Origin of the sequence: Yersinia intermedia (genome assembly GCF_900635455.1) — a bacterium.
Lineage (GTDB): Bacteria > Pseudomonadota > Gammaproteobacteria > Enterobacterales > Enterobacteriaceae > Yersinia > Yersinia intermedia.
In genome coordinates this window covers 1,226,991-1,248,558 of record NZ_LR134116.1, presented here as the reverse complement: position 1 = coordinate 1,248,558, position 21,568 = coordinate 1,226,991, and the positions used below count along the sequence as shown (strand labels likewise).

Sequence of the window (21,568 nt, the reverse complement as noted above, 5' to 3'; positions counted from 1 at the left end):
AGATAAAATATAAATGCTTATTTCATCGCAACCAAAGTAAAAAGCCCCCGAAAGATCGGAGGCTTAATTAATGTCACAACACTATCTTATCGACGAGTTAAGATACTTATTCCCACTCAATGGTAGCCGGTGGCTTGCCACTGATATCGTAAACTACACGGGAAATACCATTCACTTCATTGATAATGCGGTTTGAAACGCGGCCCAAGAAGTCGTATGGCAGATGCGCCCAATGTGCGGTCATAAAATCGATGGTTTCTACTGCGCGCAGTGAAACCACCCAATCGTATTTACGCCCATCCCCCATCACGCCAACAGAACGCACTGGCAGGAACACAGTAAAGGCTTGGCTCACTTTATTGTACAGATCGGCTTTATGCAGCTCTTCGATAAAGATGGCATCAGCGCGGCGCAGCAAATCACAATACTCTTTTTTTACTTCGCCCAGCACACGTACACCCAAGCCTGGGCCAGGGAACGGGTGGCGATATAGCATGTCGTACGGCAGACCTAATTCCAGGCCAATTTTGCGTACTTCATCTTTAAACAGCTCTTTCAGTGGCTCCACCAGCCCCAGTTTCATCTCTTTCGGCAAACCGCCCACATTGTGGTGAGATTTAATGACGTGTGCTTTACCAGTGGCAGACGCTGCTGATTCAATCACATCAGGATAGATGGTGCCTTGTGCCAACCACTTAACTTGATCTTGCTTACACGCTTCTTCATCAAACAATTCGACAAACACGCGGCCGATGATTTTACGCTTCGCTTCAGGCTCGTCGACACCGGCCAGCGCTGCAAGGAAACGGTCTTCGGCGGCAACATGAACAATATTCAGACCGAATTTATCACCGAACATTTCCAGCACTTGGTCGGCTTCGTTCAACCGTAATAATCCGTTATCGACAAATACGCACGTCAGACGGTTACCAATAGCACGATGCAGTAGCATTGCCGTCACAGAGGAGTCAACACCACCGGACAGGCCAAGAATCACATGATCTTCACCAATTTGCTCGCGCAGGCGAACAATGGCATCTTCGATAATCTTGGCCGGGGTCCACAATGCTTCGCAGCCGCAGATATCCAGCACGAAGCGTTCTAACAAGCGTTGGCCTTGCTTGGTATGCGTGACCTCAGGATGGAACTGCACACCATAAAAACGTTTCTCTTCGTTAGCCATAATGGCGAACGGACAGGTATCGGTGCTGGCAACCGTCACAAAATCAGCAGGGATGGCAGTGACCTTGTCACCATGACTCATCCATACATCCAATATTGCTTCGTTGGTTGGATTGATAGCATCTTTGATATCACGGATCAGTGCGCTGTCAGTTTTGATTTCAACCTGCGCATAACCAAACTCGCGCTGATTTGAACCTTCAACTTTGCCCCCTAATTGCATCGCCATAGTCTGCATGCCGTAGCACACACCTAATACCGGCACACCCGCAGTAAACACGTAATCAGGTGCGCGTGGGCTGTCGTGTTCAGTGGTGCTTTCAGGACCGCCAGAAAGAATGATGCCGCTTGGGTTAAATTCACGGATCTGAGCTTCGGTTACGTCCCACGCCCATAGTTCACAATAAACACCGATTTCACGAACGCGTCGCGCCACCAGTTGGGTGTATTGCGAGCCGAAATCAAGAATAAGGATGCGATGCTTATGAATATTTTTTGTCATGTGCGGCGTATTCCACAGAAAAATAATAAAATTAAATAGCTACCATAATTATTTATGAATCATTCCAGTCGGCGAAGCCAAACAGTTGGTTAACGCCCGCAGCACGGCATGCGCAGTTGACACCAAGTCAATGAGCAATGCGAGCAGCGAACGATGACCAAATTCGCCGGTTTAAGCCCCTGGAATTAGCCCATGCGATAGTTAGGGGATTCTTTAGTGATAGTCACATCATGCACATGGCTTTCTTGAATCCCTGCACCACTGATACGCACAAACTCAGCTTTGGTGCGCAATTCATTGATAGTGGCACAACCGGTCAGACCCATGCAGGAGCGCAAGCCCCCCATTTGCTGATGCACAATCTCTTTCAACAAACCTTTGTATGCAACACGCCCTTCAATCCCTTCTGGTACCAGTTTATCGGCAGCATTATCAGTTTGGAAGTAACGGTCAGAAGAGCCTTTGGACATCGCGCCCAGTGACCCCATACCACGGTAAGATTTGAATGAACGGCCTTGGTAGAGTTCAATTTCGCCCGGAGACTCTTCAGTCCCTGCCAGCATAGAACCGACCATGACACAGGAAGCACCCGCCGCAATGGCTTTCGCAATATCGCCGGAGAAACGGATACCGCCATCGGCAATCACCGGGATACCGGTCCCTTCCAGTGCTTCGACCGCGTCAGCAATCGCCGTAATCTGTGGCACACCAACACCCGTAACAATACGGGTGGTACAGATTGAGCCTGGGCCAATCCCTACTTTTACGGCACTCACACCGGCATCCGCCAAGGCTTTTGCCCCTGCGCCCGTCGCAACGTTACCGCCAACGATTTGCAGGTTAGGGTATTTAGCACGGGTTTCACGGATACGTTGCAGAACGCCTTCAGAATGACCATGGGATGAGTCAATCAGTAAAACATCAACACCAGCGGTGACCAGCGCGTCGATACGCTCTTCATTACCCGCACCGGCACCCACGGCAGCCCCGACACGCAGACGGCCATGCTCGTCCTTACAGGCGTTAGGCTTGCGCTCTGCTTTCTGGAAGTCTTTTACGGTAATCATGCCGCGCAGGTGGAAGCTATCATCAACAACCAATGCTTTCTCGACACGTTTTTCATGCATTTTTTGCAAGACAACTTCGCGAGCCTCGCCTTCCTTGACGGTAACCAGACGCTCTTTCGGTGTCATCACCGCCGTCACGGGTTGGTCTAAGTCAGTCACAAAGCGCACATCACGGCCAGTGATAATGCCGACCAGCTCATAATCTTCGGTAACAACTGGGTAACCAGCGAAACCGTTACGGGCAGTCAATTCTTTCACTTGGCGCAGTGTGGTGGTTGGGGTAACAGTCTGCGGCTCGGTAACAACGCCACTTTCGTGTTTTTTCACGCGGCTAACTTCTTCAGCCTGGCGCTCAATGGACATATTTTTGTGAATGAAACCTAAACCGCCCTCTTGTGCTAGCGCAATGGCCAGACGAGCTTCGGTAACGGTATCCATGGCTGCGGACAGCATAGGGATATTTAGGCGGATAGTTGCGGTCAGTTGAGTGCCAAGTTCGGCCGTATTAGGCAAAACTGTGGAGTGGGCTGGAACCAGGAGAACGTCGTCAAATGTCAGAGCTTCTTTCTTGATACGTAGCATGGGCAATATCTCACCAAGGTGGATGTGAAAAGATAAAATATTGCCGTGGCATTATACAGAGCGTAATCGGTTGCCTCCAGCACTTTCTCATAATTTTTCTTGCCAACCGGTCTGAGGTAGGTAATATCGATCAATTAAGTGCTTGTTTTAAAATTTGATCCAGGTCACATGTCACAATCTTCCGCATCAACAATTTTTACTGTTAGCCGCCTTAATCAGACGGTACGACAACTGCTGGAAATGGAAATGGGCCAGATTTGGCTCACGGCCGAGATATCCAATTTCTCCCAACCATCATCCGGTCACTGGTATTTCACCCTAAAAGACGCCCAAGCGCAGGTGCGTTGTGCGATGTTTCGCAACACTAACCGCCGTACTACGTTTCGCCCACAAAATGGTCAACAAGTGTTGGTTAGGGCATCGATTACCCTGTACGAGCCGCGTGGCGATTATCAGTTAATTGCGGAAAGCATGCAGCCTGCCGGTGACGGATTGCTGCAACAACAGTTTGACCAACTCAAGCAACAACTGGCGGCGGAAGGGCTGTTTGATCAACATCATAAACAACCGCTGCCAAGTCCTGCCAGGCAAGTTGGTGTCATCACCTCTGCCAGTGGTGCGGCGCTGCATGATGTTCTACAGGTTTTGCAACGCCGTGACCCATCATTGCCAGTAATTATTTACCCAACAGCAGTGCAAGGTGTTGATGCTCCATTGCAGATAGTCCGTGCCATTCAGTTAGCTAACCTACGTGCCGAGTGCGATATATTAATCGTCGGGCGTGGCGGCGGGTCGCTGGAAGACCTGTGGAGTTTTAACGACGAACGGGTTGCCCGCGCTATTTTCAATAGCCACATCCCGATAGTCAGTGCGGTCGGCCATGAAACCGACATCACTATCGCTGATTTTGTCGCTGACTTACGGGCACCAACACCTTCCGCTGCCGCAGAATTAGTAAGCCGTAACCAGATTGAGCTGGTCAGGCAAATTCAAGGGCAGCAGCAGCGGATGGAAATGGCGATGGATTATTATCTGGCGCAGCGCGGCCAGCAATTCACCCGCCTTGAGCACCGTTTACAGCAACAACATCCACATTTGCGGCTGGCACGTCAGCAGACCCTGTTATTAAAGCTGCAACGCCGCCTGGAAGAGAGCGCGCAAAACCAAATTCGCGGGTTAAGCCGGCGCACCGAACGGCTCCAGCAGCGCCTCGCGCAAGTGCAACCGCAAGGGCAGATTCACCGTTACAGCCAGCAAGTGCAGCAGCAGGAATACCGCTTGCGCCAGGCATTAGAGCGCCAGCTTAATGGTTATCGGCAACGTTTTGGTATCGCCTGCTCGCAGTTAGAGGCTGTCAGCCCATTAGCAACGCTGGCCCGTGGCTACAGTGTCACGCAGACCTCGGCAGGGGTAGTGCTGAAAACCACGAAGCAGATACAGGCAGGCGATAAGCTGACGACCCGATTGCAGGACGGTTGGGTAGAAAGTGAAATCACCCAAATCAATGTGGCGAAAAAGGCTCGCCAACGGAAAGCGGCAAAAGAGTAATGCTACCCGGCTCAATTGCGGCCAGTCAAATCGTCGGCAAGTAACTAAAGTGAACGCGGCTTTTCGAAATGAGGCCGTGACCGTGCTGGCAGAAATAGTCAATTGCGCCACATGCCTTCAGTACCTGCAACGGTTTAGCGCAATCAGGGCACTCCGCCTGTGGCTGATAGTTGCCATGGCAGTTAGAGCAATGAAAGTGGCCACTTACTTCGGTCATCAGTTTTTGGCAAACCGGGCATAATGCATCCATCTATTTCTCCTTAAAAAACTACATCACCCCAAGTGATCGTAGGAAGTAAATCCCCAGCGCGGTGGTAAAAAATGAACCGACCGTGGTGATAGCAATGATATTCGCCGCCAGGGTGGCATTGCCCCCCATGGCGCGGGTCATAACATAACTGCCAGCCGCCGTTGGGGTGGCAGAGAACAGGAATATAATCCCTAATGTCGCCCCACGAAAGCCCATTAACAAGCCGCCAGCAGTCATCAATATTGGCACCACGAATAATTTAGCTGTTGAAGATAACGCGGCCACATTGGATGAACGGAACATCGCGTGCCAGTCAAGACTCGCACCGGTGCACAACAGAGCCAATGGCAATGCCAAAGCAGAGATATAACTCCCCGTTTGCACAATCACCTGAGGAAGGGGTAATTGAGTTTGTGCATAGAGTAAACCGCACAGTAGCCCAATTATCAGCGGGTTGGTCACAATGCTGCGTAGCAATGATAATTTACTGATTTTGCCGCTCTGCCCAGCTTGCAGGCTGCGAGTCAGGGTGATCACCGACAGCATATTAAATAAAATCACTGTCACCGTTAGATACATCGAGCCGAGTGCCACCCCTTCAGCACCATATGCCGTCATGGCAAAAGCCAACCCGACGATAGCGGTATTGGCTCTGAACCCTCCCTGCACGAATACACCACGCTCTTTTGGGTCTTTTACCAGCCACTTGGCGGCGACTTCCAACAGCAAGAAGGTCACTAACGTACCAATAGCGCCGTAGACAACCAAGGGTAGGTTATCCAATAAGCTGACATGATTGGTCGCGACACTGAAAAACAGCAGACAAGGGAGGGCGAGATTGAAGACCAGCTTGGTCGCACCATCACAGAAGCGATCATCCATCAAGCCAACGCGCCGTAACAGCACACCGAGTAACATCATCAGCAAGTTAGGCATCGTAACACTAAATGCAAAACTCCAGGTTTCCCAAGACATGACTGGCTTTCAACTCCCTTTGTTTACCGTTAAGCGGCCAAGGCTGCACTTTACTGACGGCGGTCATTAAATGTGCAAAAAGCGCGGAATGCCCGCGCTTTGCTGTTACTACTTACCTTTTTTCAGGTGCGACATCAAACGCTTACGTTTACGCATCTGATTTGGTGTTAATGGATTGCGCTTACCCGCAAATGGGTTCTCACCCTCTTTAAACTGGATGCGAATTGGCGTACCCATTACTTTTAGTGAACGACGGAAGTAATTCATTAGGTAGCGTTTATACGAATCCGACAGGTCAGTAACCTGGTTGCCGTGGATAACGACAATCGGCGGGTTATAACCCCCAGCATGGGCATACTTCAATTTGACACGACGGCCACGTACCAAAGGAGGCTGATGGTCTTCTTCTGCCATTTGCATAATGCGGGTCAGTAAGGATGTGCCCACACGTTTGGTTGAGCAGTCATAGGCTTCTTGAATAGATTCAAACAGATTACCCACGCCACTGCCATGTAAGGCTGAGATAAAGTGAATCCGCGCAAAATCGACAAAGCCAAGACGCAGATCCAGCATATCTTTAACCTGCGCACGCGCTTCTTCTGTCATGCCATCCCATTTGTTGACCGCAATAACAAGTGAGCGCCCACTATTGAGAATAAAGCCCAACAGCGACAGGTCCTGATCCGAAATACCATCACGAGCATCAATAACCAGCAAGACAACGTTGGAATCTTCGATTGCCTGCAAGGTTTTAATTACTGAGAATTTTTCAACCGTTTCAGTGATTTTGCCGCGTTTACGCACACCCGCAGTATCAATCAGGATATATTCACGCTCATCGCGAGTCATAGGAATATAAATGCTGTCACGCGTGGTGCCCGGCATATCATAAACCACCACACGATCTTCACCGAGAATGCGGTTTGTTAGTGTGGACTTACCTACGTTAGGACGCCCGACAATAGCCAGTTTGATTGGCAGAGTCCGTGGGTCAAAATCATCTTCTGCGTCATCTTCAGGAACAGCGTCGTCCTCAGCTTCCTGTGCAGCCCAATAAGCAGCATTCGCTTCTTCATCGGTCAATTCAACTTCAGGCTCTACAGCATCCATATAGGGTGCCATAACATCTTCAATCAACTGAGTCACACCACGGCCATGGGACGCCGCGATGGCATGAACTTCGCCTAAGCCCAATGAATAGAAATCTGCTGTAGCAGTATCTGGATCAATACCATCAGTTTTGTTGGCAACCAGGAAAGTCGCTTTTTCACGGCTGCGCAGATGCTGGGCAATACCCTGATCCGCAGGCATTAACCCCGCTCTGGCATCAACCATAAACAGGACAATATCGGCCTCTTCAATCGCCAATAACGATTGACCTGCCATCTTGGTTTCTACGCCATCTTCTGTGCCATCAATACCTCCGGTATCGATAACAATAAACTCATGACCCTCGACCTCGGCACGACCATATTTACGGTCACGCGTTAGCCCGGGAAAGTCCGCAACTAACGCATCACGAGTGTGCGTTAAGCGGTTAAATAGAGTGGATTTACCCACATTCGGGCGCCCGACCAGCGCGATGACAGGTATCATTGTTGAAGCCTCATTACTTAATTTTCAAATCATTACAGCGCTGTACCAAACCCGCAACAGCGCAGTTTTTAGAAGACAAACGGCCCCTGAATCTCAGGAGCCGCTTAAAACCCTTCGTTCTTGAACATTGCTGCGGTATTAGCGGCACTCACTAACCCGAATAACTGATGGTCTCAGTTCATCAGGGTTCATTTGTTTGCTGCCTTGCTGCAACACCAATAACGTTGGGTATTGACCTATTATTGGCCTGTTAAACAGGCACTAAATCAGGATTAACGGGTAAACGCGTATACCGTGCCGCCTCTCGCCTGAACCAGCAACTTATCGCTGGCAACCACTGGCGCACTCAGGAAGCCGGAGCTGTCTACGCTCTGTTGGGCCACAAAACGACCATCATCGGTATTCACCCAATGCAAATAACCTTCGGCATCACCTACAACCAGATACCCATTATACATCACTGGGGCAGTCAAGTTACGATGTAATAAATCGCTTTGACTCCAAAGGGTTATACCGCCATCTGTTTTCAGCGCAACAATACGGTCATTTTGATCGACCAGATAAATGCGGCCCGCGTCGACAATAATGTCATTCACTGACCCCATTTCACGCTTCCACAGGATCTGGCCGGAACGCAGATCTAATGCAGTCAAATTACCATTGTATGCCAATGCATAAACCACACCATCGACGACCACAGGCGTGGTATCAACGTCGTTCAGGCGGTCAATTTCAGTGGTACCCGTCACTTGGGAAATACGCTGTTGCCAGATCAACTGGCCCTGTTCCATCATTACTGCACTGACGCGACCATTGTCACCCCCGACAATCGCTGCACCGAATGCGACTGCTGGCGCAGATTCACCGCGCAGAGACAGCGCTGGTGTATCGAGGTTTAATGTCCACTTAATCGCACCATCTGATTCATTCAGTGCTTGCAGCATGCCATTTGATGTATGGATCAGTACCACCCCATCGCTGACAATCGGACGAGATAATGCTTCCCCCGCCACCACTGTCTGCCATGCAACCTGACCATCATCGGAATTAAGCGCATAAACTACCGCTTTCTCGCTGCCGACATACACATGCGCACCTGATGCGGTGACGCCACCAGATAGCATTGCAGAACGGTTGCTGGAAAGGAAGTTGGTCTTCTCAGACAAGTCGGTTTGCCAGATTTGCTTACCGCTGTCAGCGTCCATGGCCTTCACCAACCCTTTACGGTCAGCGGCAAAGACAGTTGTCCCCTGCCAGGCTGGGCGTAAATGGGAGTAATAATCACCGACACCGCCACCGACTGAGGTGCTCCACACTTTAGTTGGTGTGAATTGATTCTCAACTTTTGGCAGTGGTGACATGGTAACCACATCTTCTTCACTGTTAAACAGTGAACAACCGCTCAATAGGGCAACAGATACCAGTCCTACTAAGAGTGTTTTACGCAATTGCATGGGAATACCCCTTAGCTGGACAAATTATTCAATTTCATACGCAGCAAAGCTTGCAGCGCCTGAGAAGCATTTGATTCGACGCCTTTGCTGTAAGCAGCCCGCGCACCTGCGGTGTCACCTTTGCTTAATAACGCATCGCCACGAACATCTTGGGCCATCGCAGTCCAACCATCACCCTGCACTGCATCCAGTGTTTTCAATGCGTCGTCTGGTTTCTTCAATTGCAATTGCAGACGTGCAAGGCGCAAATTAATCAGTGACAACAGATTTTCATCTTTGGTCTGACCCAGCGCCTGAGTAAGTTGTTGTGCCGCTTTATCAAACACGTTTTGCTCAACAAAGTGATGAGCCAGCTCTAACCCGGCCAGTACGCCGTAGTTATTGTTATTGCCCTGAACAAATTTTTCAGCAAAGGCAACACCGTCGGCGCTATTCGCAGACAAAGCATTACTGGCTTGCTGATAGGCAGAGGAGGCTTCCGTCAAGACAGTGTTCTGATGACTCTGCCAGTAACGCCAACCCACTAATGCACCAATCCCGAGCACCACACCCACGGCCAGCGCTTTACCATTCTCACTAAAGAAACGGCGCACTGCATCAACCTGGTCATTTTCAGTGGTATAGACTTCCACGGTGTCTCTCTCCTTAACCCAACATCAAAGCCAGACGCGCAGCAACATCCGCTTGCGCCAGCGTTTCTTGTTCACCATTTCGCAAATCTTTTACGACCACTTGCTGTGCTGCTACTTCGCTTTCGCCAAGCATTAATGCAACACGGGCGCCCCACTTATCAGCGCGGGTAAATTGTTTTTTAACATTACCACCGCCGTAATTGGTCATTAATTTCAGCGTTGGCATAGCATCACGCAGGTTTTCAGCAAGTAGCATTGCGGCACTTTGCGTATCCTGACCAGACGAAATGACATAAACATCCACTGTCGCTGGTACCTGGAAGTCAGCATTGACGGCCTGCACCAACAGAACCAGACGCTCAAGGCCCATGGCAAAACCAACCGCAGGCGTTGCACGCCCACCGAGTTGTTCTACCAAGCCATCGTAACGCCCACCGGCACACACGGTGCCCTGTGCGCCCAGGCTATTGGTGACCCACTCAAATACCGTACGGTTATAATAATCTAAACCACGGACTAAACGCTCATTGACGGTATATGGGATGCTGGCCTGGTCTAAAAGTTCACACAGACCTGCAAAATGTTGTTTTGACTCTTCATCCAGATACTCAGATAGCTTAGGCGCATCATTAAGTAGCAATTGAACATCGGGATTTTTGGAATCCAATACGCGCAGCGGATTACTGTACATCCGACGCTTACAATCTTCGTCCAGCACCTCAACATGCTGTTCCAGGAAAGTCACCAACGCTTCACGATAATCAGCGCGTGCATCCAATGATCCAATGGAGTTCAGTTCAAGTTGCACATGCTCTGAGATACCTAAAGCACGCCACCAGCGAGCCGTCAGCAAAATCAATTCGGCATCAATATCCGGCCCTTGCAGACCAAAAACTTCTGCGCCCAACTGATGGAATTGACGATAGCGGCCCTTCTGCGGGCGCTCATAACGGAACATCGGACCGATGTACCACAGACGCTGTTCCTGATTGTACAGCAGACCATGTTCAATACCCGCACGCACACACCCTGCGGTACCCTCAGGGCGCAGTGTCAGACTTTCGCCATTGCGATCATCAAAGGTATACATCTCTTTTTCAACCACGTCGGTGACTTCACCGATCGCGCGCTTGAATAACGGGGTCTGCTCTACAATCGGCATGCGAATTTCGCTATAACCGTAACCTGCAAGCACTTGCTTCAAGATGCTTTCAATACGCTGCCATATTGCCGTATCGGCTGGCAGGTAGTCGTTCATACCACGGATGGCTTGAATGTTCTTTGCCACGTCTGTTCTCTGTAGTTTTATACCCTGTTTACTTGAAGCAGCAACGCCGTTCGCAGCCACTCTAATTACTTTGGGCATGGTGCAAAAAATAAAGCCGATTATAGAGGCTTGCCACCCATATATTCAATGATGACAACTTGTTACCCCTACAGGCGCAATGTAAAGCGGGCTAAAACCCGCTTTTGTGCTGACCGACAACCCATGACCAGTGATGCTTACTTATCATCCAACTGATTGATTGTAATCCGATTACTTGCATCAAGCATGGATGCTTTCGCTCGAATTTTGGCTTCCAACTGGTCAATCATATCTTTGTTATCAAAGCGTTCTTTTTGGCGAACACCGTCTTCGTAGAAACCGCTTTTGTTATGGGCACCGGTCACACCGATAGTCGACACTAATGCTTCACCTGGCCCATTGACCACACAACCGATGATAGAGACATCCATAGGTGTAATCAGATCTTCTAACCGTTGCTCTAAAGCATTCACAGTACCGATAACATCAAACTCCTGGCGCGAGCAAGTTGGGCAAGCGATAAAGTTAATCCCACGGGCACGAATGCGCAAAGATTTAAGGATATCGAAACCAACTTTAACTTCTTCAACCGGATCAGCCGCCAACGAAATACGCAACGTATCGCCAATACCTTCAGACAACAACAGACCTAAACCAATGGCAGATTTAACTGAACCACTGCGCGCACCACCCGCTTCGGTGATACCCAAATGCAAAGGTTGATCGATTTTTTTGGCTAACAAACGATAGGAGTTTACTGCCAGAAACACATCGGAGGCTTTCACACTGACTTTAAACTGATCAAAATTGAGGCGGTCAAGAATGTCGACATGACGCATCGCGGATTCAAGCAGGGCTTCCGGCGTAGGTTCACCGTATTTCTCCTGAATATCTTTCTCCAGCGATCCACCATTGATACCGATACGGATGGGAATGTTGTAGTGGCGAGCGCTAGCAACTACGTCCCGAATACGGGCCTCGTTACCAATGTTACCGGGGTTAATGCGCAAGCAATCAACACCGTATTCAGCCACTTTCAGGGCGATACGGTAGTCAAAATGAATATCGGCAACCAGCGGCACAATGACATCTTTATGCTGCTTGATTAATTTAAACGCCTCAGCCGCTTCCATAGTGGGCACTGAGACTCGCACGATATCCACACCAACACGCTGTAATGCTACGATTTGGGCAACAGTCGCAGCAACATCCGTGGTTTTAGTATTGGTCATCGATTGCACTGCAATCGGCGCACCATCACCAATTGGCACTTTACCGACGTAAACCCGGGTAGATTTACGCCGGATAATTGGGGATTCGTTATGCATTACACACTCTCCTTTACAGTCGTGTAGTTTATACAACAAAGCAGTTTTTCAAAACTACAGTGGCTGTTTAGCTGAACCACTACATAGTTTGTCAAAACCACAATATTACTCTACACCGACGGTCAGGCGGGCTACGCGATTAGCCTTAATAAACTTACTCAAATCTACCGGATTACCCTGATACGTGATTGTCAGCGCACCAGGTGCACCAATAGTCAGCTTATAGGGTGACTTACCCGATAGGTTGAGGGTCGCGCCTCCTTTTTGGATGCCGCTAAACAATGTCTTCCCACTAGCATCAACAACCTGTAACCAGCAATCAGATTTAAAATTCATTACCAGTGAACCCGCAGACGCTGCGGCACCATTTACCCCAGCGTCTGCTGTGGGTAGTGGTGATTGCACAGTAGAAGCATCAGGCACATGTGCCTGACTCGGGGAAACGACCACAGACTCCGCCGGAGCCGCCCCCTGATTGGTTGCTGTTTCGACACGGTTATTTGCCGTATCTACAGGCGCTGCGCTGTTTGTTACAGGTGCAGCACCACTTGCCGTTGGTGTAGAGGCAGGCTGGCTAGTTGCCACCGGAGCCTGGGTATCTGTCGGCGCGTTAGGATCACTATTCTCATCAGACAGCGGCACAGATTGCCCGCCATTTTGCGACAACTGGGCAGAGGATTGATCAGCCATAGTGATTATCTCTGCTTGCTGCGCCTGATGATTTTGCCACCACCATGCTCCTGTCAACCCCAGCACAACCAACACAATAAGCCAGGTGAAACTCATCAACCAGCCATCACGTTTTTTATGCTTCTTCCCCAATGAAAAACTTTGCATTGGGGCCACTTTTGTTGCCCTGATTGGCGCTTGTTTTTCCAACATGGGTAACAGTTCATCTTCAGGGAGGTGAACCAATTTGGCGTAAGAACGAATGTAACCACGGTGGAATGTTGAGGCGAGATTAGCTTGCGCTTTATCCTCCTCAAGATCACGGATTGTGGATACCTTCAGACACAGACGTTCTGCAACCGTCTGCTGAGTTAGCCCTAGAGCTTCACGGGCTTGACGCAGGCGCACACCTGTCGTCTCTGTAACTGTTTGATCTTGGGAGGCTTCAGTATTCATTAGCTAGAAAATGCTGGTACTGTTTGGATTGTGGAAAACTTCGCGCAAGCTGCTTGCCATAGCGTTGAACACTATCTTGACGGCCTGCTAGCGCGGCGAAACGAATTTGTAACCATAAACTTTCAGCACTGGCCGGAAGCGTATGTTGGTAAACATCCAGTAATAGTTGCGCCTGAGCGCGATTCCCTTCTCCAAAATGCCTTTGAGCTTCTGCAAGCAGCGGCTCACCTTTATCCGGATCATACTTCAATGCCCGACTCAACAGTATCCGAGCCTGATCATTTTGATTGGCCCGTAAAAAGCAATATCCCGCATTTTCCAGACTATCTGCAACCTGACCGTAGTCAGGCAACAACGCTGCTGCGCTAAACTGTTGTTGGGCCGGTACATACTGCCCTAAACCACACAGAAACGCACCGTAATTATTCAGTACCGTGCCATTTCCCGGCGCCAGTTTCATCGCTTGTTGATAACGCTGCTCTGCGGCACTGTTTTCACCGATACGTTGCTCGTAAAGCGCCATACCCAATTGAGCGCGATAATCCTGTGGATCAGCCTCTACAGCCTTCTCAAGATTCTGCCGCGCGGCATTCAGATCACCCTGCGCCAAATACTCTAAACCCAGTTGTAAACGCGTTTGCCCGGCGGTGGGTTGGCTAACCTTTTCCGGCGATGAGCCGGAGCAGCCAGCCAATACGGTCGCTATCAGGCAAACTCTCCACAGTCTTGTCAGCTTCATGCTTTCTCAATTGTCCTTATGTGTGAAGATACCCGCCATACTTCAAGCACATTAGCTACAGCAACGCTCACGACTTGAATTATTTAGGGTATAACTTTTTTAGTATTGAGCATCTAACAAATTATAAGTTAAATAACAATTAGTTATATAGAAGAAATCAATACTATCAATCAGACTGTCTTAATAGAGATAGGTTCACCGGCCATTTTCTTTTTCAAGGTGCGCTTGGTGCGGTCAATCACCTCACCCGCTAACTGGCCACATGCAGCATCTATATCGTCACCACGCGTTTTACGAACAATAGTGGTAAAACCATACTCCATCAATACCTTGGAGAAACGATCCACCCGGCTGTTTGAACTACGGCCATAAGGTGCGCCAGGGAACGGGTTCCATGGGATCAAGTTAATCTTACAGGGGGTGTCTTTCAGGCATTCCGCCAGTTGATGAGCTTGTTCTACACTGTCATTGATGTGATCCAGCATAACGTATTCAACAGTAACCCGCCCGCCATTGGCTTTGGATTTATCCAAATAACGCCGTACCGCAGCCAAAAAGGCTTCGATATTGTATTTACGGTTGATGGGCACGATTTCATCGCGGATATCATCCGTTGGGGCATGCAATGAGATAGCCAATGCCACATCAATCATATCACCCAATTTGTCCAACGCTGGAACTACCCCGGAAGTCGATAAGGTCACACGGCGTTTAGATAAGCCGAAACCAAAGTCGTCCATCATGATATCCATGGCCGGCACCACGTTATTCAGGTTGAGTAAAGGTTCACCCATCCCCATCATCACCACATTGGTGATTGGGCGGATACCCGTGGCTTTTACTGCGCCGATAATTTTGGCCGCACGCCATACCTGACCGATGATTTCCGATACCCGTAGGTTACGGTTAAAACCCTGTTGTGCCGTGGAGCAGAATTTACACTCCAGTGCGCAGCCTACCTGAGATGAGACACACAGCGTTGCGCGGTCACCTTCCGGGATATAGACAGTTTCAACTTGCTGATCGCCCACTTTGATGGCCCATTTAATGGTGCCATCCGTTGATCGCTGCTCTTCGGTTACTTCTGGTGCACGGATTTCTGCTACTCGCTGCAATTTGGCGCGTAGCACTTTATTGATGTCAGTCATTTGCTCGAAATCATCAAAGCAATAGTGATATATCCACTTCATGACCTGATCTGCACGGAAAGGCTTCTCGCCCATTTCAGCAAAGAATTGGCGCATTTGCTGGCGATTTAAATCGAGCAAATTAATTTTGCCAGTGACAGGCGCGGCAATAGCGGGCGCGTTGTCTGTCGTAGGGACAGCATCAATTGGTGCTGATGAAGTTAATAATTGTTCAGACATGAGTTGTCGTGGCCTCGTTGTTACACTTTACGGCGCTGCGTGTTAAACCGGATAGGCTTTCGAAACGGCGATAAATAAATAATAGAACGCCCCGGGAAAGATGTCTCCACCGGGGCGCGGCATTGTACGAATTTTAGAGCATGGATTCCATGATTGGAAAGGTGTCGGAGCAACTTTATTGTTTCAGTTGATTAAATCCCGGCCATTTCTACACAGAATCAACTCATTAGCGACGGGTAAAAATCTCATCCGCAGCGAAGAAATAGGCAATTTCACGCTGAGCTGATTCAACCGCATCAGAACCGTGTACTGCGTTAGCGGTAAAACTGTCGGCAAAGTCAGCACGCAAAGTACCCGCCAGTGCGTTATCTGGGTTAGTAGCCCCCATGATATCGCGGTTGCGCTGAACGGCATTTTCGCCTTCCAGAACTTGCACCATAATTGGGCCAGAGGTCATAAATTCAACCAAACCATCGAAGAACGGGCGGCCTTTATGTTCTGCGTAAAAACCCTCTGCTTGTTCTTTGGTCAGGCGCAGCATTTTTGCAGCAATGATTTCGAAACCAGCACTTTCAAAACGCGCATAAATAGCACCAATGTCGTTATTGGCAACAGCATTGGGTTTGATAATGGAGAAAGTACGTTCTAAAGCCATGATAACCTCTATTGAATTTCTAATATTGACCGGACGTGGAACCCGCCCCGCTAACTACCCTAAATAAGGATATAAACTTGGCTGGCGAACGGTTCCTTTACTACAAAATTATGCCGCCCCCTGTACAGTGGCCGCCGATTATAAGTGCGCGATTAACGCTTGCATACGGGAATCACAACATTTCATTAAAAAATATTTATCTTAATTACTCATTTTTGCGTACAACTCACACTTTGCATAAAAACCCATTTGCCATACTCGCAGTGCTTTGCAGGCAAAACGTTATTAATATCAAAGTTCATTGATAAATTGAAAGCCCACCTTTTTTTTCACAATGGCAGAGGGTTGGCTGATCACATCCGATACCAGTGCGCGTTTCCCTTTTTTGGCCAAATAGCCGGCTAATGCTCTGATAGCCGCTGTACCTGCGCCTCTGATAACACCTTCAGCCGTTGGATGTAGTACATAAGCTGGATGAGTCAGCGAGCCGGCAACACCAGCATCAAACTCATTAATATCAACGGCCAGCGTGATGCTAATAACCTCTCCTGATAGACGAACGATCACATAGATATAATCGTCACGGGGTGTTATTAGCCAACTCTGCACCACGTCACTCACCAAATTCGAGGCAGAAATAACCACATCCATCCCCTCATACAGATTGGGATTGCCTATGTTTTCAATATTCGTTGCGCTTTTTAAAGTCTGCGCGGCCTCACGGTAGCGCCGTCGCCATTCTTCGATATCCGGGAGGACATGTTGCCTGGCAGCCAACGTGTCTTCGGTTGCGCCGCTAATGATTTCAATATCAAAGTGCATTTCAGGCTGTTCTAGCCATTGATTGTGTTGCCGTATTCTGGGGATGGTTTCGACAAACTCGAAATTTTGCAGTGCCAACTCATAGCGCCCTTGAGGTAGTAGCTGTGCTACTTGTGGTGTTTCGACATTAAAATCCAGACTATTGTGATGTAAATAAACAGAATAGCTAAGTTGTGAAAAATCAAATGCTGTCTTTAACAAGGCGATATTATCAATATTCTCCGCGATATAGGTTCGGACACTTTCAATAAACCGCGCATCAGTCGCTGTATCTAATGCCGCATAACCGGTATCACCTGAGCGGATAATCCGTGCAATAACCCGACCAAAATTTTCAGCGTTCCAACTATCAAGACTGTCACCAAAGAGCAGTGTAAAATCAGTCAAAATATTCAATGTCCAATCAATGCAGGGGGGAATAAGCTGGCGGCGAAAGCGTAAATGAGGGAGCACTTCATCTTTCATTGAAACTTTACAGGCCCGTGCACTGGCCGGTACTGTCAATGATTTACCGTTCATATCAGAATTAATTTGAGTCAATATACCGACCGGCTCAGTGGACAACTCAGTCAAAAACACGTCAGCAGACAACGCTTCATTCGTCATTAATTTAGGGAGGGGCTTCGAAGAACCGGATACTTGCAATATCTTATTGTTAGCGCCATTGAAAAAATCATAAGCATTAGTGACAAACCGGTCTACCTGATTACACCGCCCTTGGATAACATAATTATAAATATTAAGCAGGGGAATTAACCAACAAGCGGTTGTTCCAACCAGACTTCGCCCTTCCCTACTTTGATTTTTTTCAGCCGTCAGCACTATTTTATTTATAATTAATGGATCAATTTTATTTGCATTATTAATAAAAAATCTAACATTAGTGTTATCTACATCAAACAAATAGGTGATCAGTGGATAGTAATAAACCACCTGGTCGCCAATAGACTCTATAAGTTGAACCTCGAAATAGCCACCGTTAAATGTCGATAACATCGATAATGTATCGCTTTCATTGCTCAATTTGAATATAGAACTATGACTTCTGCTTTCATGAATAAAAAAAGCCTCACGACCTATTATCTTAAATATACCACCGCCAATTATTTCTATAGAGTAATTACCTTTATCATTCAAATCAAAACTTACCAAGGTTTGTTTTTGACCTATTCGTTCATCACCCCAATATCGACCAAAGGCGTATTGTATCGGAATAATCATCCTATTCTTTACAACACAGTATTGGTCGCAAATAAAATATTCTTGCTGAGAAACCTGAATGCTGCTAATACTATAATCCATGCCTATTTTTTGCAAATCAAAAGCTGAGTAATCATCAGTCAAAGTAAAATAATCGCCACTGTAATTATCATTTTTATAAACGGTCACTTGGGTATTTTGCGGTAGTTTTATCGAACTAATTTGATCATTAAGTGGGTTTAAAACATGTGATTGTTTTCTACGGCGATCAGTATTATTGAACAGATCAATATATTCGTTACCAGAGAGGCAAATTGATTCACCTAAAAAATTATCTTGCTCATAAAAACAGGCAGCGCTTCGAACTCTAAAGGAACTAATCTCATTATTTAAATCAGCCCAACTGCGAGAGGAAAATAAATCAACATCATCTCTAAATGTCAATGCTTTACCTGAGAAATCATTATTTTCGTAAACCGTGACAATCATACCTGAGGGAACAAAAATAGATGATATTTTGTCACTCCATTCATCCTTAAGATCACTTACTTCTTGCCCCTGCCCCGCACAAACTGATTTCCCCGTATAGTTATTATTAGCAAAGAAACACACTTTTTCCTCTTGAGCAGAAACGTTTTCAGTTAATATTAGCGTGAAAAATATCATTAAGTAATTATGGTTCATCTAATAATCCCCAGCAATAAGTAGCAGTGCTAAAAACCATGATGTAATTACTTTATCTGGCTAATAAAAGCATTGATATCATTTTATTTATCACAGGGGTGTTATTTTAATGATAAATACCAAAACCAATTAACCATTGTTATTAATTAGTTTTATCAGTATTACTATTCCATACGGAACATTATATTACCCACCTGACCACTTTCATCCAATACATTAAGCTGATAACCGCCCGGCACAGATAAGCTTTGTACCCATGACTGATTATTCTCGGTCACCGCCACCTGCTCCCCATTGAGGAACCACCAATGTTGACCTCTCCCGCCTTGCGCTACCAGGCGCAGATCAAGGCTATTATGGCCAGGTAAGCGCTTAACAACGGCACCGTCACGTATACCTAAAATCAGCAATGGGGCGGCACTGGCCTCCCTTTGTGGTGGGCATTGCTGGCTTGCTGCGGGTAACCGTTGATTGCGGCGCTCAGCCAGTGGCAACCAAGGCTCCAGTGGCAACGGCCACAGGGCCACTAGCGCTGGCTTGGCCCCTAAGCAATCCGCAGCAACCCGTTCGCCTTGCTGATTTAACCACACACTGAGTTGGCTACCCTGCATATTTTCCTGACCGGGTGCAGCCAGTGTGGGCGGTACAGTACCATCGAGCACCCAACTTTGACGCCGTTGTCGACAGTTGCTATCGCCAACCGCCAACGGTTGCCCACCCGGCCAACAAATCTCTTCCCGACTGACTGACGATGGCCTTGGATCTGACGGTAACCTGCGAATGCTTTGCTGTAACCCTGCCATCAACAGGTTATTGACCTGATTAAGTATCGGTATCGCAGTAGCATAACCAAACTGCCCGGCAACCGGAGTGCCATCTGGACGCCCCACCCACACGCCTATTGTATAACGCGCATTGATGCCAATAGCCCAAGCATCACGATAGCCGTAGCTGGTACCGGTTTTCCATGCCAGTGGTACGCTGGCTGGCAAAATGTCATCCGGTAATGGTCTGGCTTCACCGGCCATAATGCGCCGGGTAATCCATGCCGCTCCCGGCGAGAATAGCCGCCGTTCTTGTATTTGTTGCTGCGGTTCAAAGCGTAGTGTTGCCGCCACTCCGCCACGGGCAAAAGCGCTATACGCGGCAACCAATTGATCCAACCGTGAACCGGTTCCGCCTAAAATTACCGCCAGACTGGGTTCACTGTGAGAGGGGAAACGTAAGTTCAGACCACCATTGCGCAAATTGGCGGTAAAACGTTTTGGGCCATAGGCTTCCAATAATTGAACCGCCGGTAAATTCAGCGAACGCACCAGAGCTTCACTGGCACTGACCGGCCCATGGAATCCGGTATCAAAATTGCCGGGCCGGTAATCACCAAAGCGGCGCGGCACGTCCTGAAGCAGAGATTCAGCATGGATCAGGCCGTCATCTAGTGCCATGGCATACAGGAACGGTTTGAGTGTCGATCCCGGAGAGCGCCATGCACTGACCATATCCACATGACCAAAGCGGCTATTATCCTGAAAATCCACCGACCCAAGATAAGCGCGCACCTTCATAGTGGTATGGTCAACCACCAGCAAGCCTAGTGAGGTTTTCTCTGGTAGTTGGTGACGCCAGCCGGTAGCCATATCCTCCAATTGGCGCTGTAATCCGGTATCCAGCGTGGTGTGGATCACTTCGCGCTGATTACCACTGGTTAAACGGCGAGCCAGTAAAGGAGCCAATTGTGGCATCTGACGTGGTGCCAGCCAGACGTCCTCTTGTTTGATATCAGCCACATTCTTTGCGGTCCAAACCTGATAGTCCGCCAGCCGGGTTAACACTTTGTCTCGGGCAGCCTTTGCCCGTAGGGGATAGCGATCGGGGCGTAGCCGGCTGGGAGCTTGCGGTAATGCTGCCAGCAGCGCGGCTTCTGCCGCTGTTAATTGAGAGGGCGGCTTACCTAAATAGGTCCAACTGGCAGCACCAATCCCTTGCAGGGTGCCACCAAATGGAGCGCGATTAAGGTAGATCTCGAGGATTCTTTCTTTAGAAAAATGCCATTCCAACTGAAAAGTACGCCAGACTTGACGTAATTTGCCAGCTAACGTGCGCGGATGAGGGTCGATCAAGCGGGCAACCTGCATCGATAACGTGCTGCCACCTGAAAGTATCTTACCGGCGCGCAGATCCTGCCAGGCGGCACGAGCCAGCGCCAATGGGTTCACCCCAGGATGGGAGTAAAACCAGCGGTCTTCAAAAGTGAGCAGTGCTTGCAAATAATACGGCGAAACTTGATTCAACGTCACCGGATAACGCCATACGCCGTCAGCATCAGCAAAACGCCATAACGGTGTGCCATCTTCGCCTACCACTACCCGCGCTACCTGAACCTCAGCCAGAGGCAATGGCCAAAGCCTATCCGCCAGCCAAAGAGTGGCCGGAAACAACTCCAGAATAAGCGCTAACGCCCAGCCCATACGCCGATAGCGGGAATAGATTTTTTTGCGCATTAACCGTATTACTCCCCCTGACAGCTATTTTGCCGCTCAGGGGAAGTAAATAT

The 21,568-nt window shown here is 48.5% G+C and carries 16 protein-coding genes; 1 reads left to right on the top strand and 15 read right to left on the bottom strand.

Going from position 1 to position 21,568, the window contains the following annotated elements:
• Window positions 1-106: 106 nt before the first annotated feature.
• Window positions 107-1,684: a glutamine-hydrolyzing GMP synthase gene (gene guaA / locus EL015_RS05830; RefSeq protein ID WP_005191891.1), complete on the bottom strand. Its 1,578-nt coding sequence runs from the start codon at window positions 1,682-1,684 to the stop codon at window positions 107-109.
• A gap of 185 nt (window positions 1,685-1,869) precedes the next feature.
• Window positions 1,870-3,333 carry an IMP dehydrogenase gene (gene guaB / locus EL015_RS05825; RefSeq protein WP_032907814.1) on the bottom strand — a complete coding sequence of 488 codons (1,464 nt, stop codon included), beginning with the start codon at window positions 3,331-3,333 and terminating at the stop codon, window positions 1,870-1,872.
• A 168-nt stretch (window positions 3,334-3,501) separates the two neighbouring features.
• On the opposite strand from guaB, the gene xseA reads away from it, so the two are divergent.
• On the top strand, window positions 3,502-4,881 hold the full coding sequence (xseA, locus tag EL015_RS05820) for an exodeoxyribonuclease VII large subunit (RefSeq protein ID WP_005191895.1): 1,380 nt from the start codon (window positions 3,502-3,504) through the stop codon (window positions 4,879-4,881).
• Between the two features lie 25 nt (window positions 4,882-4,906).
• Here xseA and EL015_RS05815 read toward each other — a convergent pair whose 3' ends face one another.
• From EL015_RS05815 to pbpC, 13 genes are all read right to left on the bottom strand, one after another.
• A complete protein-coding gene (locus EL015_RS05815) occupies window positions 4,907-5,131 on the bottom strand; it encodes a zinc ribbon domain-containing protein (RefSeq protein WP_005191897.1) in 225 nt (74 codons plus the stop codon).
• A gap of 18 nt (window positions 5,132-5,149) precedes the next feature.
• A complete protein-coding gene (locus tag EL015_RS05810) occupies window positions 5,150-6,106 on the bottom strand; it encodes an AEC family transporter (RefSeq protein WP_032907816.1) in 957 nt (318 codons plus the stop codon).
• 108 nt (window positions 6,107-6,214) lie between these two features.
• Window positions 6,215-7,702: a ribosome biogenesis GTPase Der gene (gene der / locus EL015_RS05805; RefSeq protein WP_005191901.1), complete on the bottom strand. Its 1,488-nt coding sequence runs from the start codon at window positions 7,700-7,702 to the stop codon at window positions 6,215-6,217.
• 272 nt (window positions 7,703-7,974) lie between these two features.
• Window positions 7,975-9,156, bottom strand: coding sequence for an outer membrane protein assembly factor BamB (gene bamB / locus EL015_RS05800; protein ID WP_005191903.1), 1,182 nt, complete (start codon window positions 9,154-9,156; stop codon window positions 7,975-7,977).
• A gap of 11 nt (window positions 9,157-9,167) precedes the next feature.
• The gene (locus EL015_RS05795; RefSeq protein WP_005191907.1) at window positions 9,168-9,788 is read right to left on the bottom strand and encodes a YfgM family protein; all 621 of its coding nucleotides are present in this window, start codon (window positions 9,786-9,788) and stop codon (window positions 9,168-9,170) included.
• A gap of 13 nt (window positions 9,789-9,801) precedes the next feature.
• Complete coding sequence (hisS, locus tag EL015_RS05790) at window positions 9,802-11,076, bottom strand: histidine--tRNA ligase (protein ID WP_032907818.1); 1,275 nt, start codon at window positions 11,074-11,076, stop codon at window positions 9,802-9,804.
• 215 nt (window positions 11,077-11,291) lie between these two features.
• Window positions 11,292-12,422, bottom strand: a complete 1,131-nt coding sequence (gene ispG / locus EL015_RS05785) for a flavodoxin-dependent (E)-4-hydroxy-3-methylbut-2-enyl-diphosphate synthase (RefSeq protein ID WP_005191913.1) — start codon at window positions 12,420-12,422, stop codon at window positions 11,292-11,294.
• A gap of 105 nt (window positions 12,423-12,527) precedes the next feature.
• Window positions 12,528-13,547 (bottom strand): cytoskeleton protein RodZ, encoded by a 1,020-nt coding sequence (gene rodZ / locus EL015_RS05780; protein WP_032907819.1) that lies wholly within the window; start codon window positions 13,545-13,547, stop codon window positions 12,528-12,530.
• Window positions 13,537-14,286, bottom strand: coding sequence for a type IV pilus biogenesis/stability protein PilW (gene pilW / locus EL015_RS05775; protein WP_032907821.1), 750 nt, complete (start codon window positions 14,284-14,286; stop codon window positions 13,537-13,539). Before pilW ends, rodZ begins: the two co-directional genes overlap by 11 nt.
• A 170-nt stretch (window positions 14,287-14,456) precedes the next feature.
• Window positions 14,457-15,653 carry a dual-specificity RNA methyltransferase RlmN gene (gene rlmN, locus EL015_RS05770; protein WP_005191921.1) on the bottom strand — a complete coding sequence of 399 codons (1,197 nt, stop codon included), beginning with the start codon at window positions 15,651-15,653 and terminating at the stop codon, window positions 14,457-14,459.
• 226 nt (window positions 15,654-15,879) lie between these two features.
• Window positions 15,880-16,308 (bottom strand): nucleoside-diphosphate kinase, encoded by a 429-nt coding sequence (gene ndk, locus EL015_RS05760; RefSeq protein ID WP_005191925.1) that lies wholly within the window; start codon window positions 16,306-16,308, stop codon window positions 15,880-15,882.
• A 291-nt stretch (window positions 16,309-16,599) separates the two neighbouring features.
• Window positions 16,600-19,014, bottom strand: coding sequence for a peptidase inhibitor family I36 protein (locus EL015_RS05755; protein WP_005191926.1), 2,415 nt, complete (start codon window positions 19,012-19,014; stop codon window positions 16,600-16,602).
• A 164-nt stretch (window positions 19,015-19,178) separates the two neighbouring features.
• On the bottom strand, window positions 19,179-21,515 hold the full coding sequence (gene pbpC, locus EL015_RS05750) for a peptidoglycan glycosyltransferase PbpC (RefSeq protein WP_005191929.1): 2,337 nt from the start codon (window positions 21,513-21,515) through the stop codon (window positions 19,179-19,181).
• Window positions 21,516-21,568 lie beyond the last annotated feature (53 nt).

Coding starts and splice junctions, on each gene's coding strand:
- guaA (WP_005191891.1), bottom strand. CDS start 1,684: ATGACAAAAAATATTCATAAGCATCGCATCCTTATTCTTGATTTCGGC.
- guaB (WP_032907814.1), bottom strand. CDS start 3,333: ATGCTACGTATCAAGAAAGAAGCTCTGACATTTGACGACGTTCTCCTG.
- xseA (WP_005191895.1), top strand. CDS start 3,502: ATGTCACAATCTTCCGCATCAACAATTTTTACTGTTAGCCGCCTTAAT.
- EL015_RS05815 (WP_005191897.1), bottom strand. CDS start 5,131: ATGGATGCATTATGCCCGGTTTGCCAAAAACTGATGACCGAAGTAAGT.
- EL015_RS05810 (WP_032907816.1), bottom strand. CDS start 6,106: ATGTCTTGGGAAACCTGGAGTTTTGCATTTAGTGTTACGATGCCTAAC.
- der (WP_005191901.1), bottom strand. CDS start 7,702: ATGATACCTGTCATCGCGCTGGTCGGGCGCCCGAATGTGGGTAAATCC.
- bamB (WP_005191903.1), bottom strand. CDS start 9,156: ATGCAATTGCGTAAAACACTCTTAGTAGGACTGGTATCTGTTGCCCTA.
- ispG (WP_005191913.1), bottom strand. CDS start 12,422: ATGCATAACGAATCCCCAATTATCCGGCGTAAATCTACCCGGGTTTAC.
- rodZ (WP_032907819.1), bottom strand. CDS start 13,547: ATGAATACTGAAGCCTCCCAAGATCAAACAGTTACAGAGACGACAGGT.
- pilW (WP_032907821.1), bottom strand. CDS start 14,286: ATGAAGCTGACAAGACTGTGGAGAGTTTGCCTGATAGCGACCGTATTG.
- rlmN (WP_005191921.1), bottom strand. CDS start 15,653: ATGTCTGAACAATTATTAACTTCATCAGCACCAATTGATGCTGTCCCT.
- ndk (WP_005191925.1), bottom strand. CDS start 16,308: ATGGCTTTAGAACGTACTTTCTCCATTATCAAACCCAATGCTGTTGCC.
- EL015_RS05755 (WP_005191926.1), bottom strand. CDS start 19,014: ATGAACCATAATTACTTAATGATATTTTTCACGCTAATATTAACTGAA.
- pbpC (WP_005191929.1), bottom strand. CDS start 21,515: ATGCGCAAAAAAATCTATTCCCGCTATCGGCGTATGGGCTGGGCGTTA.